Origin of the sequence: Hafnia paralvei (assembly GCF_020150375.1) — a bacterium.
GTDB classification, from domain to species: domain Bacteria; phylum Pseudomonadota; class Gammaproteobacteria; order Enterobacterales; family Enterobacteriaceae; genus Hafnia; species Hafnia paralvei.
The window spans coordinates 3,854,022-3,870,417 of sequence record NZ_CP083737.1; the positions used below are offsets into that span (position 1 = coordinate 3,854,022).

11 protein-coding genes and 1 riboswitch are annotated in these 16,396 nt (G+C 48.8%); of the genes, 6 read left to right on the forward strand and 5 right to left on the reverse strand.

The annotated features are described in order from the left end of the window. Window positions 1-70 precede the first annotated feature (70 nt). Window positions 71-1,024 carry a transcriptional regulator LeuO gene (gene leuO / locus K9N75_RS17950; protein ID WP_008814606.1) on the reverse strand — a complete coding sequence of 318 codons (954 nt, stop codon included), beginning with the start codon at window positions 1,022-1,024 and terminating at the stop codon, window positions 71-73. Window positions 1,025-1,797: 773 nt separating this feature from the next. Between leuO and leuA the strand changes: the two genes are divergently transcribed. Genes leuA through leuD form a run of 4 tightly spaced genes read left to right on the forward strand, consistent with a single transcriptional unit; the run spans window position 1,798 to window position 6,525 of the window. Beyond that, a complete protein-coding gene (gene leuA / locus K9N75_RS17955; RefSeq protein ID WP_004094574.1) occupies window positions 1,798-3,384 on the forward strand; it encodes a 2-isopropylmalate synthase in 1,587 nt (528 codons plus the stop codon). 2 nt (window positions 3,385-3,386) lie between these two features. Beyond that, window positions 3,387-4,478: a 3-isopropylmalate dehydrogenase gene (gene leuB / locus K9N75_RS17960; RefSeq protein ID WP_215757698.1), complete on the forward strand. Its 1,092-nt coding sequence runs from the start codon at window positions 3,387-3,389 to the stop codon at window positions 4,476-4,478. Between the two features lie 2 nt (window positions 4,479-4,480). Next, window positions 4,481-5,893 carry a 3-isopropylmalate dehydratase large subunit gene (gene leuC / locus K9N75_RS17965; RefSeq protein WP_008814608.1) on the forward strand — a complete coding sequence of 471 codons (1,413 nt, stop codon included), beginning with the start codon at window positions 4,481-4,483 and terminating at the stop codon, window positions 5,891-5,893. Window positions 5,894-5,907: 14 nt separating this feature from the next. Next, window positions 5,908-6,525, forward strand: coding sequence for a 3-isopropylmalate dehydratase small subunit (gene leuD, locus K9N75_RS17970; RefSeq protein ID WP_008814609.1), 618 nt, complete (start codon window positions 5,908-5,910; stop codon window positions 6,523-6,525). 717 nt (window positions 6,526-7,242) lie between these two features. On the opposite strand, the gene K9N75_RS17975 is transcribed toward leuD, so the two are convergent. From K9N75_RS17975 to K9N75_RS17985, 3 genes are all read right to left on the reverse strand, one after another. Beyond that, window positions 7,243-8,715: a DASS family sodium-coupled anion symporter gene (locus K9N75_RS17975; protein WP_039185769.1), complete on the reverse strand. Its 1,473-nt coding sequence runs from the start codon at window positions 8,713-8,715 to the stop codon at window positions 7,243-7,245. Window positions 8,716-8,908: 193 nt separating this feature from the next. Continuing rightward, a complete protein-coding gene (locus tag K9N75_RS17980) occupies window positions 8,909-9,712 on the reverse strand; it encodes a nucleotidyltransferase domain-containing protein (protein ID WP_130953904.1) in 804 nt (267 codons plus the stop codon). Then, complete coding sequence (locus tag K9N75_RS17985) at window positions 9,712-10,848, reverse strand: slipin family protein (RefSeq protein ID WP_008814612.1); 1,137 nt, start codon at window positions 10,846-10,848, stop codon at window positions 9,712-9,714. The genes K9N75_RS17980 and K9N75_RS17985 overlap by 1 nt, the downstream gene beginning before the upstream one ends. A gap of 511 nt (window positions 10,849-11,359) precedes the next feature. Between K9N75_RS17985 and rtcR the strand changes: the two genes are divergently transcribed. Next, window positions 11,360-12,937, forward strand: a complete 1,578-nt coding sequence (gene rtcR, locus K9N75_RS17990; RefSeq protein WP_130996349.1) for an RNA repair transcriptional activator RtcR — start codon at window positions 11,360-11,362, stop codon at window positions 12,935-12,937. A gap of 5 nt (window positions 12,938-12,942) precedes the next feature. On the opposite strand, the gene K9N75_RS17995 is transcribed toward rtcR, so the two are convergent. Continuing rightward, a complete protein-coding gene (locus tag K9N75_RS17995; protein ID WP_061059591.1) occupies window positions 12,943-14,124 on the reverse strand; it encodes a sugar efflux transporter in 1,182 nt (393 codons plus the stop codon). Between the two features lie 225 nt (window positions 14,125-14,349). On the opposite strand from K9N75_RS17995, the gene sgrR reads away from it, so the two are divergent. Then, window positions 14,350-16,068: an HTH-type transcriptional regulator SgrR gene (gene sgrR / locus K9N75_RS18000; RefSeq protein WP_008814615.1), complete on the forward strand. Its 1,719-nt coding sequence runs from the start codon at window positions 14,350-14,352 to the stop codon at window positions 16,066-16,068. A 186-nt stretch (window positions 16,069-16,254) separates the two neighbouring features. After that, window positions 16,255-16,349, forward strand: a riboswitch (TPP riboswitch). The last annotated feature ends 47 nt before the right edge of the window (window positions 16,350-16,396 follow it).

Consider the following 16,396-nt stretch of genomic DNA (forward strand, 5'->3'; position numbering starts at 1 on the left):
GTGCTAAAGATAAAAATGGAGAGCTAGGCTCTCCATTTTATGTAATTTCAATTTTTAAATTAATTAATAATTAAAACTTACTACCAAACTCGCTGAGGACTGACTTCATCCACTGGTGACCGCTGTCACGCTCTGCCGCATGGTGCCAGCTCAGGTAGCAGGTACGCTCTCTTTCGATATCACTCAGAAGCACGGCAGAGAGATTCAAATGCTCAGCGTATTCTTCAACAAGCCAACGAGGTGCAATAGCAACCATTTCTGTTTTAGAAACAACGCTCAATACGCTATTCATATCAGTACCTTGATATGCAATGCAGCGTGCTAATTCACTAGACTCATAATAACCACGACTCAGCGATGAGAAGAGATTTAATCCAACAACCGCATGCTGCTCAACCAATAACTGCTGAGCGCTAACCATATTATTAATACGCGGGTGATTTTTGGATACCGCTAAAACAAACTCATCTTTGAATAACGGCTCACAGGAATATTCATCACTTTCAAAACGGCTGTAACTGATCAGGAAGTCTTTTTCTTGATAACGCAATTTACGCTCAATATTTTCATTCACCGATGAGTTTAAATGTAATTGAACATGGGAAGCGCTATCTTTGATCTGATTAAACAGCTTCGCTGTTAAGCGAATATCTAATGGGCTACAAATTGCAACATTGAAAACTCTTTCGCTGATCAGCGGATTAAAACCTGAACCTGGGAGTTCGTTCTGTACAATCTGCAATGCCTGACGAACCGAACCAAACAGCTGATATGCACGATGAGTTGGCTGAATACCTCGGCCATAGCGCATAAACAATTCATCATTGAACATCACTTTTAAGCGAGCAACGGCATTACTTACCGCGGGTTGAGACATGCCCAAAGCATGTGCCGCTCGGGTAATATTTTGCACCTGCATTACCGCATCAAAAACGGTAAGCAAATTAAGATCAACGTTTCTTAACTGAACCAGTTCTGTACTTCCATTCTCGGCCAATGACATAACTTCACTTTGTGCTGACATACATCACCCTAATATAAATAACTTTGTTAACGTCGAAATTAAAACAAACGACATTACGGTTTGATTAAAATTCTGAGGGCAAATGAATTCATAAATGATAGATAGCCATTAAGCTTTATGAATTAAAGCACTCACATGATTTAAGATAAATTTATACAATTCGAATTACAATGACATGCGAGTACAACAATCACTCATTAGGCAGCCACTCATTCAATATTGATACATTCTACTGATTAATGATTTAGTTGTACTTAAAATTCAAGGAAGCAATGATTAAATAACAATGAATAATACCCATGTATATTTATGGAAATACTGTTCTCATCCAATTAGTTACAATAAAAACGCATGAAGCTATAGAATAAGCCGAACGCAATTAGCACACTAATGTTTCGAATAAAGATTGAAGGAACTTCACAATTCTGTATTACATGACAACGGGAACATTAATCACTATCACGCAAGAAGATGAGTTTTCTTCACTCAACTAAATAGCCGTTGACAAGGTTACCGCTATCCAGTATCACTTTAAGCATTGAGTTTATTCACCCAGATTAAGAGCGGAATCACATGATCAAGATGACTCGTCTCCTAGGCCTCCTCCTTCTCGCATCCAATTTGCGCGGTGAGCCTGTGGGCGGTAATCAAAACTGATTCCAACCAAACACAAGAAAGCCCGCGCAAATGCGCGGGCTTTTTTTTGCATCAAAAGCAGCGCAACGCGTTAATAAAAACTGATGAGTTAATAAAAACTGCGAGGAGCAACCTGCATGAGCCAACAAGTCATTATTTTCGACACCACGCTGCGCGATGGTGAACAAGCGTTACAAGCCAGCCTGAGCGTCAAAGAAAAGATGCAGATCGCAATGGCCTTAGAGCGCATGGGCGTTGACGTGATGGAAGTTGGCTTTCCCGTTTCTTCACCAGGCGATTTTGAATCAGTACAAACCATCGCACGCAACATCAAAAATAGCCGAGTCTGTGGCTTAGCGCGGTGCGTAGATAAAGATATCGACGTTGCGGCTGAAGCGCTGCGCGTGGCTGAAGCCTTCCGCATCCATGTCTTTTTGGCTACCTCAACGTTACATGTTGAATCTAAACTGAAAAAGTCCTTTGAAGATGTGGTCGCGATGGCGGTACATTCTGTCAAACGCGCTCGCAATTATACTGACGACGTCGAATTTTCCTGTGAAGACGCGGGCCGCACTCCGTTAGACAATCTGTGCCGCATCGTGGAAGCGGCGATCAAAGCCGGCGCGACGACCATCAATATTCCCGATACCGTTGGCTATACCACGCCGTATCAATTTGGTGGCATCATCACCAATTTGTACGAGCGAGTTCCAAACATAGATAAAGCCATTATCTCCGTACACTGTCACGATGATTTAGGGATGTCGGTCGCTAACTCTATTACTGCCGTACAAGCGGGGGCTCGTCAGGTCGAAGGGACGATCAATGGTATCGGTGAACGTGCTGGAAACTGTGCGTTGGAAGAGGTCATTATGGCCATCCGCACTCGTTCCGAAATGCTGGGCGTCCACACCAATATTCATCATCAGGAAATCTATCGTACTAGCCAATTTGTCAGCCAAATGTGCAATATGCCCATCCCTGGCAACAAAGCCATCGTCGGTTCTAACGCTTTTGCCCACTCATCAGGTATTCACCAAGACGGCGTGCTGAAAAACCGCGAAAACTACGAAATCATGACGCCAGAATCGATTGGTCTGAATCAGGTACAGCTGAATCTGACCTCACGATCCGGACGCGCCGCGGTGAAGCATCATATGGAAGAGATGGGATATCGCGAAGGCACCGACTTCAATCTGGATACTCTGTATGACGCTTTCCTGAAGCTGGCTGATAAAAAAGGTCAAGTTTTCGACTACGACTTAGAAGCCTTAGCTTTCATCAATAAACAGCAAGAAGAGCCTGAGCATTTCCGTTTGGACTACTTCAGCGTGCAATCTGGCACCAGCGTAATGGCTACAGCCTCGGTAAAACTGAATATCGGAGGAGAAATTAGCGCCGAAGCAGCGACCGGTAATGGCCCTGTTGATGCGGTATATCAGGCTATCAACCGTATCGCCGGTTATGACATTGATATCGTCAAATATCAGCTGTCAGCCAAAGGCCAAGGTAAAGATGCGCTGGGTCAGGTGGATATCGTCGCTAATTATAATGGTCGTCGCTTTCACGGCGTTGGCATCACAACGGACATCGTTGAGTCATCAGCTCTGGCGTTAATTAACGTTCTGAACAATATCTGGCGTGCACAACAGGTGGAAAAAGAAAAACAACGCATCCACCAGACACAAACAACATCATCACATTCTAATCAGGAAGCCGTCTAATCATGAGCAAAACACATCACATCGCCGTTTTACCCGGAGACGGCATCGGTCCAGAAATCATGGCTCAGGCCTACAAAACCATCGACGCCGTACGTCAGCGCTTTGGCCTGCGTATCTCCACCAGCGAATATGACGTTGGTGGTGCGGCAATCGACAAGCATGGCACACCGCTGCCGGCGGCAACCATCGCAGGCTGCGAACAAGCCAGCGCTATTTTGTTTGGCTCCGTCGGTGGCCCTAAGTGGGAAAATCTGCCACCGGCGCAGCAGCCAGAACGCGGAGCCTTATTGCCACTGCGTAAACACTTCAAGCTGTTTAGCAATCTGCGCCCAGCGCGTTTATATGAAGGTTTAGAAGAATTCTGCCCGCTGCGCAGCGATATTGCCGCACGCGGCTTTGATATCCTGTGCGTGCGCGAATTGACCGGCGGTATCTACTTCGGCCAACCGAAAGGCCGTGAAGGTCAGGGAATGCATGAGCGTGCGTTTGATACCGAGGTATACCACCGTTTCGAGATTGAACGCATCGCGCGTATCGCCTTCGAAGCTGCCCGTAAGCGCCGTGGAAAAGTGACCTCAATCGACAAAGCTAACGTATTGCAAAGTTCTATTTTGTGGCGCGAAATTGCTACCGAGATTGGCAAAGACTATCCAGATGTCGCGTTAAATCACATGTACATCGACAACGCCACCATGCAGTTGATCAAAGACCCTTCGCAGTTTGACGTGATGCTGTGCTCCAATATCTTTGGCGATATTCTGTCTGACGAGTGCGCCATGATCACCGGCTCTATGGGGATGTTGCCTTCCGCCAGTTTGAACGAACAAGGCTTTGGCCTGTATGAGCCTGCGGGCGGCTCTGCGCCAGACATCGCGGGCAAAAACATTGCCAACCCTATCGCACAAATTCTGTCATTCGCCCTGCTGCTGCGTTACAGCCTGGACGCTGACGACGCGGCCAACGCCGTAGAGCAAGCGGTAAACAAAGCATTAGAACAAGGCTTCCGCACTGGTGATTTAGCCGGTGATGGTCAGGCTATTTCAACCTCAGAAATGGGTGATGTCATCGCCCGCTTTATCGCTCAGGAGGCCTGATCATGGCGAAAACTTTATATCAGAAACTGTTTGATGCACACGTGGTTTATGAAGCTAAAAACGAAACGCCACTGTTGTATATCGACCGCCACTTGGTGCATGAAGTGACTTCTCCACAGGCGTTTGACGGCCTGCGCGCGATGGGGCGTCCGGTACGCCAAACAAGTAAAACCTTTGCCACCATGGATCACAACGTATCAACGCAGACTAAAGACATTAATGCCTGCGGCGATATGGCACGCATCCAAATGCAAGAGTTGATGAAAAACTGCAAGGAATTTGGGGTTCAACTGTATGATCTGAATCATCCATTCCAAGGCATTGTTCACGTCATCGGGCCAGAACAGGGAATGACGCTGCCGGGCAATACTATCGTCTGTGGTGACTCTCACACGGCAACTCACGGTGCATTTGGCGCATTGGCTTTCGGCATTGGAACCTCAGAAGTTGAACATGTTTTAGCCACGCAAACCTTGAAACAGGGGCGGGCGAAGACCATGAAAATTGAAATTATCGGCGATGCGGCAGAAGGCATCACGGCCAAAGATATCGTTTTGGCCGTGATTGGAAAAATCGGTCACGCGGGCGGTACCGGACATGTTGTCGAGTTCTGTGGCAAAGCCGTTGAAGCACTGTCAATGGAAGGACGGATGACGCTGTGTAATATGGCCATTGAGATGGGCGCTAAAGCGGGTCTGGTTGCGCCAGATGAAACCACGTTCACCTATCTGAAAGGGCGTCAGTTTGCCCCACAGGGTGATAACTGGGAAAAAGCCGTCGAGTACTGGCGTACGTTGAAATCCGATGCAGGTGCTCAATTCGACGCCATCATCACGTTGAACGCAGGCGAGATTGCACCGCAGGTTACCTGGGGAACCAACCCAGGACAGGTGATTGCGATTAATCAGCCTATCCCAACGCCCGAATCCTTCAGCGATCCTATTGAACGCGCCTCGGCGGAAAAAGCGCTGGCCTACATGGATTTAGCAGCAGGTGTTAAGTTGACCGACGTCGCGATCGACAAAGTATTCATCGGCTCCTGCACCAACTCACGCATTGAAGATTTACGTGCGGCAGCGGCAATTGCCAAAGGCCGTAAAGTCGCCAATGGCGTACAAGCCATCGTCGTTCCCGGCTCGGGGCCAGTAAAAGCCCAAGCGGAGTCAGAAGGTTTAGACAAGATTTTCATCGAAGCCGGTTTCGAATGGCGTTTGCCGGGCTGTTCCATGTGCTTGGCGATGAATAACGACCGTCTGAATCCGGGTGAACGTTGTGCATCTACTAGCAACCGTAACTTTGAGGGACGTCAGGGCCGCGGTGGTCGTACTCATTTAGTTAGCCCTGCCATGGCCGCAGCGGCAGCCGTGAGCGGACACTTTGCCGATATTCGTGAATTAGCGACCGCAGCGGTCTAACAGGAGCACTCTTCATGGCTACATCTACTCAGTCTGGTTTAATTAAACATAGTGGGATCGTGGTTCCTTTAGACGCCGCCAACGTCGATACTGACGCCATTATTCCTAAGCAGTTTTTGCAAAAAGTGACTCGCACCGGCTTTGGTCAACACCTGTTTAACGACTGGCGTTTTCTGGATGATGCGGGGCAGCAGCCAAATCCTGACTTCATTCTGAATCAGCCCGAATTCAAAGGTGCCAGCATTTTGTTGACGCGCGAAAACTTCGGCTGCGGCTCTTCTCGCGAACATGCGCCATGGGCTCTGACCGACTACGGCTTTAAAGTGGTTATTGCGCCGAGTTTTGCCGATATTTTTTACGGTAACTCGTTCAATAACCAGCTGCTGCCGGTCACCTTGAGCGAAGCCGAAATAGATGAACTGTTCGCACAGGTTGAAGCCGCACCGGGGATGAGTTTCACCGTTGATTTAGAAACACAAACCGTGCAAGCGGGAGATAAAAGCTATTCGTTTGAGCTGGATAGTTTCCGCCGCCACTGCATGATGAATGGTTTAGATAGCATTGGATTGACGTTGCAGCATGAGGCGGCTATTTCAGAATATGAGGGGAAATTACCGGAGTTTTTGCGATAGGGATGCATTTACCGCGCCCTGTGTTCAGACGGTGTAAGTTTTCGTACGCCTAGAGCACTGAAATCTACATGAGCACTGTGTAAGGTTTCGTACGCCTAGAGCACCGAAACCTACATGCACTCCGTGCAGGCGTCCGAGTCGGGGGGCCAGTCGCTGCCCCCCGACACCCCAGCTTGGCACCGTCCTTCAGCCTGCTTCGCAGGTACCCGAATCTCGTCATTCCGGCTTTAACGGAACGAACGGCAATCGCCATCCTGGCTCCTCCGTTCTTTCGCCGACGTCCTGTCGGCGAATCCTAGCCTTCATTCCTCTCTTCGGCCGAAGAACAACGTGCCGGAAAAGGTCAACGTCAAAACCAAAAAGACAAAAGACAAAAGACAAAATCAAAACTTTTTTAGGTTTTTAGTTTAAGTCTTGGCTGGGAGAGCCGGCACGACAGGGATGTCGTGACGGAGTTTGGGGCGCCCTGGATGGGCGATACCAAACCGGAGCGGAGATGGCGTCTCGGATAAAAGCGCGCGAGTTGAGAGCCCCCGCGCAACGGGGCTTTCATCGGTCGCCTTCGCCAGTAGGCTCATGGAAACGCATGTGCTGACCGGCGAACGAAACATTTCACTGTAATCCCATAGAGGATTAGCGTTCCAAACCGGAGCGGCGATGGCATCTCAAATAACAGCGTGCAAGTGCAGAGAACAAGTGGACGGAATCTGGTTCCTATTACCAATACCCCAACCACTTCCACCACAAACTCCCAATCACCATCCAAATCAGCAGGTTAATTACACTAAGAACAAAACCGGTTTTCCACCATTCCCCCAGCGTCACATATCCAGAACCAAAAATAATAGGCGCAGTCCCTGTACCATAGTGGGTTAAGGACATCATCAGCGAGGAGGAAAATGCTAATACCAGACCCAGCAGCGCAGGCGGTGCGCCCAGCGCCAATCCTGCGGCAAAGAACGCGGCGAACATAGCGGTGATGTGCGCAGTGGTACTGGCAAAGAAATAGTGCGAATAGACGTACACCAACGTCAGCAAAATCATCCCGCCAATCCAGCCCATGCCAAGATGAGAAATCGCACCACCGACCGTTTGGGAGAGCCAACTAATCAGCCCTAATTTTCCCAGATAGGTCGCCATCATCACAAGCGCGGCAAACCACACTACCGTATCCCAAGCACCTTTGTGCTTGAGCACGTCATCCCAACTCAAAACACCGCTGGCCAACAGAATAGACAATCCGATAAATGCTGCGGTGGTTGGATTTACCGTCCAGTCACTCCCCAATAGGAAAGCCGGGATTCCTGCCCACAGGAAGAGCAACAGCGCGAATACCCCTAGGGTAATTTTTTCCGCCAGCGAAATTGGCCCCAGATCGCGCAGTTTATCTTTGGCAAATCGCGGCGCATCAGGCGTGCTTTTAATCTCCGGTGGATACAGCCAGTAAACAATTAACGGCATCACCAGCAGAGAAATAATGCCCGGTACCAATGCAGCAATTGCCCACATCGACCATGTCAGCTCAAAGGTCGAATCCGTTCCTTTCAGTAAAAGATTCACAATTAACGGGTTGGGCGCAGTCGCGGTGATAAACATCGCCGACGTTACGGGGTTGATGTTGTAGTTCACTAACGATAAATAGCGACCAATTTTCTCCGTTGAGCCCGGCTCCGGCTTCGAGCCAAAACTATCGGCAATCGACTTCATTATGGGGTGGATGATCCCCCCACCGCGCGCGGTATTACTTGGCGTAACCGGCGCTAACGTTGTTTCAGCAAGCGCCAACGCATAGGCAATGCCCAGCGTTTTTTTGCCAAACAGCGAAATAAAGTAATAACCAATGCGTGCCCCCAGCCCCGTTTTATTGAGGCTCAGGGAAATCATGATGGAAATCCCGATCAGCCAAATCAGCTGATTTGAAAAACCACTGAGCGCATCGTCCAGCGCAGCGGTGGGCTTACCCGGATTCGTGACTTGTGTAACGGCCACCAGCGCAATAGCAATAATGGACACGGCACCAATCGGCATCGCTTTACCAATAATGGCTGCAATGGTGCCCACGAATAGCGCAAGCAAGTGCCATGCATTTGGACTAACGCCCTCAGGCACAGGGATCACGAACCAGATAATCAATGCGATAGCGATGGAGATCAGCGAAGGTATAGGTTTAAGCGGTGTTAATTTACCCATATTGTCATCAACTCTTCCAAAGTGAGTCGGTATCTCAAAGCGAGACAGGCAAGCGTAGTTAGGTTTTGCACCTTACATCATACGTTTTATAGGCTCACTGCGCACGGGCCATGTGCATGCGATTGGGTGTATGACAGTGGTTTATCCAAAAATCAGTAAGCACAGTTATCCTCATCTGCGCTTACTGCTCAACTTAACAATTAACCTCCTGAAACAGCAATCGGTTCAAAACATCATCACTACATGCAACATTGTCTACCATTTCACAACGAGAAAGATTGTCATCCAGCTCATATTGAATGAACTCATGGATCTTCTTCATCCGAGGCCCATACTTAGCTTCGCTGGCTTCACATTTTGCATGCAATAATTGCGCTATTTCATCCAATAAATCAGCGTCATCGACAGTACCAGCCACTAATTGCTCGAAACGCATAGGCGGAACACCTTTACCTGCTTCAATCCAACGCACCGCCAGCAATGGCCGCAACACATAGAAGTATTTTTTCAAGCGAACTTCTTCACCTTGCAGATACCCACGAAAGTTTTTCCGCGCCATCGACAAATAGTGATAACGCCCACGTAAGCCAGAGAAGTAATCGGGCAACAATGCTCTTAATGCAGCGGTCGCCCTTTCCTCATTGCGATAAACAATCGGGGAATCCAGCCATTCCATCAACGTTGGGTTCGAGCGTTTTATCAACCCCAACGTTTTACGTAGCTCCCAGCCACACACGTCTAACTCATCGTCAATTGGCATTTCTATCACATCACGACCGGACTCAACTCGCAGATACCATTCTGGTCGATGAACGTAAATAAAGCGCACATCATAATCACTGTCCGTTGAAGCAAATCCCCAGCCTCGGCTGCCTGATTCACAGGCGTACAATATGCGTATCTGATATTCCTCTTCCAACGCACACAGCGTCTGTTGAATACGCATCCGCATTGCGGCGCTTACGCCGCATGAAGTTCTGAGTTCCATAGGTAACATTACACCCCTTTAATTTGTATAAGCCCGTTTAGCACCTGATCTAATCCACCAAACACGGATATTTTATCGATACGCTCTGCGACTCTTTCCAACGTTTCTAACTCTTTTAGGCGCAGCGCCACGGGGTTGTTTTCCATGACTTTCGCCGTATTTAATAACGATCGCGTCGCAGAGGTTTCTTCACGACGGCGGATCACATTAGCCTGAGCCAATTTTTCCGCTTCAACCACACGCGACAAAATGGTTTTCATATCACCCGGTAAAACAATGTCTTTAACACCTAGCGATACGACCTCAATGCCATAGCCAACCAGTTTCCGCGACACCTGCTCACTCACGATGTCGTCTATAATCTGCTTATTCTCCAGCAACTCGTCTAATGTGCGTGTACCAACAGCCTCACGCAGCGCGAACTGCAACTCGCGATAAATGTGCTCCAGCGGTTTAGCAACCAAAGCAAATGATTGCAGCACATCGCTGTAGCGCCAGTTAGCGGCTAAGTTCAACCGAAGATTCACTTTGTCACGGGTCAATATCTCTTGCCCGCTGACTTCTAACACCTGCAAACGGGTATCAACAATTTCGGCTTCCACCGCATGGTTGAAGCGCCAATATCCACTAATACCAGGGCTTAACAACGCCTGTGTTGCACCATCAATTTTTAATATGCCGACATGCCACGCTGGCACCTGCACCAATAACACCCCTTCTCCACCTTTAATCGTACGGTTGCGTAATTTCGGTTGATGCAGCGCAGCCACAATCTCTGACGGTACTTCTACATTATTAGCCTCAATTCGTTCGATGCGTTGCTGATTGCCATTCAACCAATAAAGACGACGCGTCCCCGGTGGCAATATTTCCTGTAAAATGTCATTTTCATAGCGCAGGCCGATCTCTTGTTCAGATAAATCCACCGCGGTGCAATAGCGTTCAACCCACTCAGGCTGGTAGCTGCGTAAATGTTCGGCCAGTGCGGGCTCCACTCTGCTATCGCTAAGATTAACCACCGTCACTGCCAACTGATTAGTCCAGTCAAAAAAGCGATATTCTCCCGCTTCGAGTACTTTCTGATAATCGCCTTTCTTCGTCAGTAAACCGATCTGCCCTTTTTGTATAATGATGTTCTTACGCATATTTTTTCTTCCTTGTGATTAATTAGCCCGCTGTCTTAGAAAACGGGCAGTGACGCGAAGCGGGTGGGGAGAACTCTCTAGCCGATACTCGCGCTAACGAGACCTTGCCACCTGCCCAGCGTGTTAGCTGGTTTTCTACGACGGTAACCATTAACGGCTTGGCTACACGGGCTGGCACTACAATAAATTTCTAAATTTCCTACCCATCAGGAATATTTGATGTTCTGGGATTCGAACCCAGGTTAACCAGGCCATCTACCGCTGGCAGAACACATCGCAGATAACGCAACTTGGCGTTCTTGATGTGCCGGTGGGAGTTTAGAATCCCTACGACCCCAGCAAGTGGCGTTATAAATATTGCCAAAAGCGTGCCATTTTTTAAAAACAGCAAAATAAAAAATTAATCACATGAAAAATAAGATATTTATTTTTATTACTTGCGATATCACCTTGAATCAAATACGTGTAAAGTTATCTTAAAATATCGTCATTTATAATTTTGGATAAGAAGATGAAGCGCAGAGTCGTTATTGGTGTGCTGGGCACTGTTCTGGATAAGCGCGGTAAACGAGCAAATCGTTGGAATAAATGGCGACCGACGGTAGGACTATGCCAACAGCCTGATTTGCCCATTGACCGGCTCGAACTTCTGTATCAGCCAAGAGATCTCGGCATGGCGCAGCAGGTAAGCGATGATATTGCCCAGCTCGGCAGCACTCAGGTTTGCCTGCATCAAGTTAATCTGCACGACCCGTGGGATTTTGAAGAGGTTTATACTGCATTTCTCGACTTTGCCACCCATTACCCTTTCGATACCGATAACGAAGAGTATTTAATCCACATCACCACCGGCACCCATGTGGTACAAATTTGCTGGTTCCTGCTCGCGGAGGCCCGCTATTTCCCAGCCAGCCTGCTACAAACCTCGCCAGCGCCTAAAAGCCAAGAGAAAACCGAGGCCACTCCCGCCGGTGTTTACTCCATTATCGATCTTGACCTTAGTCGCTATAGCAAATTAACCCGTCGCTTCCAGCGCGAGCAGCAGGCTTCAATTTCATTTTTGAAATCGGGAATTGCCACTCGTAATACCACCTTCAATACGCTGATTGATCAGATTGAACGCGTTGCCTTACGTTCGACGGCACCTATTCTGCTGACTGGCCCCACCGGGGCGGGTAAGTCATTTTTGGCACAGCGTATTTACCAGCTGAGGCAATCACGGCACAAAGTTAGCGGACGATTTGTGGCCGTAAACTGTGCGACGCTACGCGGGGACAACGCGATGTCGACCTTGTTTGGTCACATCAAAGGGGCATTTACCGGTGCGCTACAGGCGCGTAGCGGCCTGCTGCGAGAAGCCGACGGCGGCGTGCTGTTTTTGGACGAAATCGGAGAGTTAGGACTCGATGAACAGGCCATGCTGCTCAAAGCAATCGAAGAAAAAAGGTTTTTACCTTTTGGCTCAGATAAAGAGGTTTCCAGCAATTTTCAACTCATTGCAGGCACCCATCGCGATATGCGGCAATGGGTCAAGCAAGGACGTTTTCGCGAGGATTTATATGCGCGCATCAATATGTGGACTTTTCCTCTCCCCAGCTTGGCGCAGCGGCGAGAAGATATAGAGCCGAATCTGGATTTTGAACTCAACCGCTATAGCCAAGAACAGCAAGCACAGGTGCGTTTCAATAAAGAAGCACGTCAACGCTATCTGCAATTTGCCTGTTCCGAGCAGGCTGAATGGCGAGGAAACTTCCGTGAACTAGCGGCTTCGGTCACCCGTATGGCAACACTTGCGGATACAGGGCGTATTGATGACGAACTGGTACAAGAAGAAATCGCTCGGCTACAACAAAACTGGCAAAAAGATCAGCCAGAAATTTTACCCGATCTCCCCGAGTTAGATCTGTTCGATCGCAGCCAATTAGCCAGCGTGATCAGCGTTTGCCGCTCGTCAGACAGCTTATCCGAGGCAGGACGTAAGCTATTCTCCGTATCACGCCAATTGAAAAAACAGCCCAATGACGCCGATCGTCTACGTAAATATCTGGCACGTTTTGGGCTGAGCTGGGAGAGTATCAAAGGAGAATAAATTCCCTAGGGCACATCTCGCACTCGCGAGCACAAAATCAAGGCCACTATCGCCAGCGCTGTCGCTAGCCAATATACCGCGTAGTGGCCTAATGTTTCAGCCAACGCGCCTTGTAATACCCCTGCCATAATCACACCGGTCGAAATACTGTTGGTGAATAGCGTCGTCGCACTGCCCGCTCGACCCGGCATTAAATCTTGAAAATAGAGCATGCCGATACCGGCAATAATTCCGATGAACACCGCGTTAAACAACTGCAACACCATCAATGCCAATTTGAATTTAAACAACACCAAACCGGCATAAAATAAGATCCCAGCGGCAACGGCAAACAGCATCATGTTACGTTTGCCAAAACGTTTAACGTAGTAACCCGCTAGAATCATCGCGGGAATCTCTAAACCCGCAGCAGTCCCCATCAAGAGCCCTGCCAAATTTTCTGGCAGACCAAGATCCTGCGTGATATACAACGGCATATCAATGATATACATGGTATTGCAGGTCCACATCAGCATGGAGGAGATAAACAGCATCACCACGTTTTTGTCGCCAAACGCATTGGTGGGAATAACGACGGCTTCACCCGTGGTTTCTGTGCGGGGCATTGATGGCAACATAAAGGCCACCAGCACAATCGCAAGAATAAACACGGCAGCAGCAATCAAATACATAAAAGTGAAGCCGTAATTCAGCGCCAGCATGAATGAAAGCGGCGGCCCAATCACCCATGCCAAAGAGAGCTGTGCTCGCATTACCGAACTAAACATCACAACTTCGCTGGCTGAACGGTCGGCATATTCACGCGCTAAGGCAAAAATCTGCGGCATTCCCGTATTCGCCAGCGCTGCCAAGAAAACGCCTGCGGAGATCAGCAACAAATAACTGCGGCAAAACGCAAACAACAGGCAGTTTCCCACCGCCATTGCGCAACAAAACATGATCAGTTTGCGACGATCGCCCTGACGATCGGAACGCTTCGCTAGCAAGAAACTCACCGCAATCCCGACAATCGCATTCACCGTATAAAAGAGGCCAACCCAAAGGGGACGCACCTTCACTTCAGTCGTTAAAAATAAACTTAGCGTAGGAGCCTGAAGCGCTCCCGCAATTCCGGTTAAGAATGCAACAATCAAAAACGCGGCATAGATGGGATTAATTCGGCGGCGAGCAGTCAACAAAGAGGTCATCCTGATTTCCTAAGCTGGCATTATCAAATACGGCTGGCAGTACGATAACAGAAAAAAACCAGCAGGCAGACCTGCTGGTCGGTGAAAAGCACCATTACTCAGAAACACTCTTTGATGTCGGAGAGACAAATGATTACTCACCTCTTTCTCTTTCATCTGCTGAAATTATCTGCGTAATATAGGGAAAGAAAAATTGATAGCTTTACCTAAAAAGGTTCCTCTTTTATGGCGACGTCGCGTTTACAACATCAATTCATCCGCTTATGGCAAAGTTTTCAAGGCAAATCAGCGGAAACCACGCTAGCCGATCTGGCAGAAACGCTCAGTTGCTCGCGTCGTCATGTGCGAACCTTACTCAACGCTATGCAGCAACAAGGATGGTTACATTGGCAGGCCGAGTCTGGACGTGGTAAACGCTCCACACTCACTTTCCAATCAACTGGCCTTCAGGTACAGCAGTTACGCGCCGAAGAGCTGTTAGACCAAGATCATATCGAGCAGTTAGTGCAACTGGTTGGCGACCGCAGCTCAGTGCGCCAAATGCTGCTCTCTCAGCTAGGACGCAGCTTCCGTCAGGGTAAGCATATCCTGCGTATTCTTTACTATCGCCCGCTGTTTAATTTGCTTCCAGGAACGCCAATGCGTCGCTCCGAAACCCATTTGGCCCGACAGATATTTAGCGGCCTCACTCAGCTAAATGAGGAAAACGGGGAACTCGAACCCGATCTAGCGCATCACTGGCAGGCTTTAACGCCGCTGCATTGGCGCTTTTACCTACGCCCCGCTATTCGTTTTCATAACGGACGCGAGCTAGAAATGGCCGATGTGATCCACTCTCTTGAACGACTGCGGGAACAACCGCTGTTTTCACATCTGAAAAGCATTACCTCCCCAAATCCGTACGTTATTGATATTCAAATAAGCACGCCAGATGAGTGGCTACCGTGGCTACTCGGCAGCGTCAACGCCATGATTCTACCGCGCGAATGGAAATCACTGCCCAATTTTACTCGCTCCCCCATCGGGACTGGGCCCTATCAGGTGGTACGTAATACCCAGACTCAGCTTAAAATCCGCGCCTATGACGACTACTTTGGTTTTCGCGCGCTAATCGATGAAGTCAATATCTGGGTGTTACCCGAAATTTCGGAAGAACTGGTGCACGCTGGCGTGCAGCTTCAGTCCGATGAAACCGGAAAAGATGAATTAGAAAGTCGTTTGGAAGAGGGCTGCTATTTCATGCTGTTTGATCAGCGCTCAGCAATCACCTCCGACCCCGCAGTGCGTGAATGGCTGTGTCAGGTCATCAACCCTATCGCGTTGCTGAATAAAGCGAGCAAGATCCATCAACGCTACTGGTCACCTGCGTATGGCATTTTGCCTCGCTGGCACCACAACCTACTGATTAGCGATAACGAGAAACCGGCCCATCTGACCCATCTCACGCTGACGGTGTACACCAAGCACTCGGAGTTTCACGCAATATTCTTGGCACTAAAACCGCTGCTTGCAGACTATGGCGTTGAGCTCACGATGCAAGAAATCAGCTATAGCCGCTGGTATGAAGGCGATGCAAAAAGCGATCTGTGGCTGGGTAGTGCTAACTTTTACATGCCGCTCGAATTCTCGATTTTTTCGATGATGTATGAATTGCCTCTGCTACAGCACTGCCTGAGTGGCGATTTGCAGCAAGATGCCAGCCAGTGGCGTAACAACGCTCTGCCGATGGCGGAATGGAGCCAACGTCTAGTGCAAGAGCATCAGCTTCACCCCCTATTTCATCATTGGCTCAAACTCCACGGGCAGCACAGCATGCGCGGTGTCCGGATGAACACTCTCGGCTGGTTCGACTTCAAATCCGCATGGTTCGCGCCTCCAGCGCAATCCAACGAAAGCGATATTCACGAATTAACCGTTTCTACCGGCTGTGAAAAACCTCGATAACGTTATTAATCCTTTCTAATAACACATGCTCTCTTTACAATAACGCGCTGTTCTCAACGGGGTGCAGAAAACAGAGTTAGATCGGCGATCTAAAAAACGTCGTGAGCAAGCGTTCAGCCGATGGAGGCCGGAGCGGAGTAACCGCAGCATACAATAGTATGTGAGGATTACGAGCACCGCACGACATCGGATCAACGCGGGCGCAACCAGTTTTTTGCTGAGAGAAACCCGTCGAACCTGATCCGGATAATACCGGCGGAGGGATTTGAGAGCGTATCCACGCTTGCTCAAAGACCTTTGCGACCTGACTTAACTCACGGAGTGCAAA

What these genes read in the sequence shown, in the direction of transcription:
- K9N75_RS17985 (WP_008814612.1), bottom strand. Translation starts at nt 10,848, where the DNA reads ATGCGTAAGAACATCATTATACAAAAAGGGCAGATCGGTTTACTGACG.
- rtcR (WP_130996349.1), top strand. Translation starts at nt 11,360, where the DNA reads ATGAAGCGCAGAGTCGTTATTGGTGTGCTGGGCACTGTTCTGGATAAG.
- leuB (WP_215757698.1), top strand. Translation starts at nt 3,387, where the DNA reads ATGAGCAAAACACATCACATCGCCGTTTTACCCGGAGACGGCATCGGT.
- leuO (WP_008814606.1), bottom strand. Translation starts at nt 1,024, where the DNA reads ATGTCAGCACAAAGTGAAGTTATGTCATTGGCCGAGAATGGAAGTACA.
- K9N75_RS17980 (WP_130953904.1), bottom strand. Translation starts at nt 9,712, where the DNA reads ATGTTACCTATGGAACTCAGAACTTCATGCGGCGTAAGCGCCGCAATG.
- sgrR (WP_008814615.1), top strand. Translation starts at nt 14,350, where the DNA reads ATGGCGACGTCGCGTTTACAACATCAATTCATCCGCTTATGGCAAAGT.
- leuC (WP_008814608.1), top strand. Translation starts at nt 4,481, where the DNA reads ATGGCGAAAACTTTATATCAGAAACTGTTTGATGCACACGTGGTTTAT.
- K9N75_RS17995 (WP_061059591.1), bottom strand. Translation starts at nt 14,124, where the DNA reads ATGACCTCTTTGTTGACTGCTCGCCGCCGAATTAATCCCATCTATGCC.
- leuA (WP_004094574.1), top strand. Translation starts at nt 1,798, where the DNA reads ATGAGCCAACAAGTCATTATTTTCGACACCACGCTGCGCGATGGTGAA.
- leuD (WP_008814609.1), top strand. Translation starts at nt 5,908, where the DNA reads ATGGCTACATCTACTCAGTCTGGTTTAATTAAACATAGTGGGATCGTG.
- K9N75_RS17975 (WP_039185769.1), bottom strand. Translation starts at nt 8,715, where the DNA reads ATGGGTAAATTAACACCGCTTAAACCTATACCTTCGCTGATCTCCATC.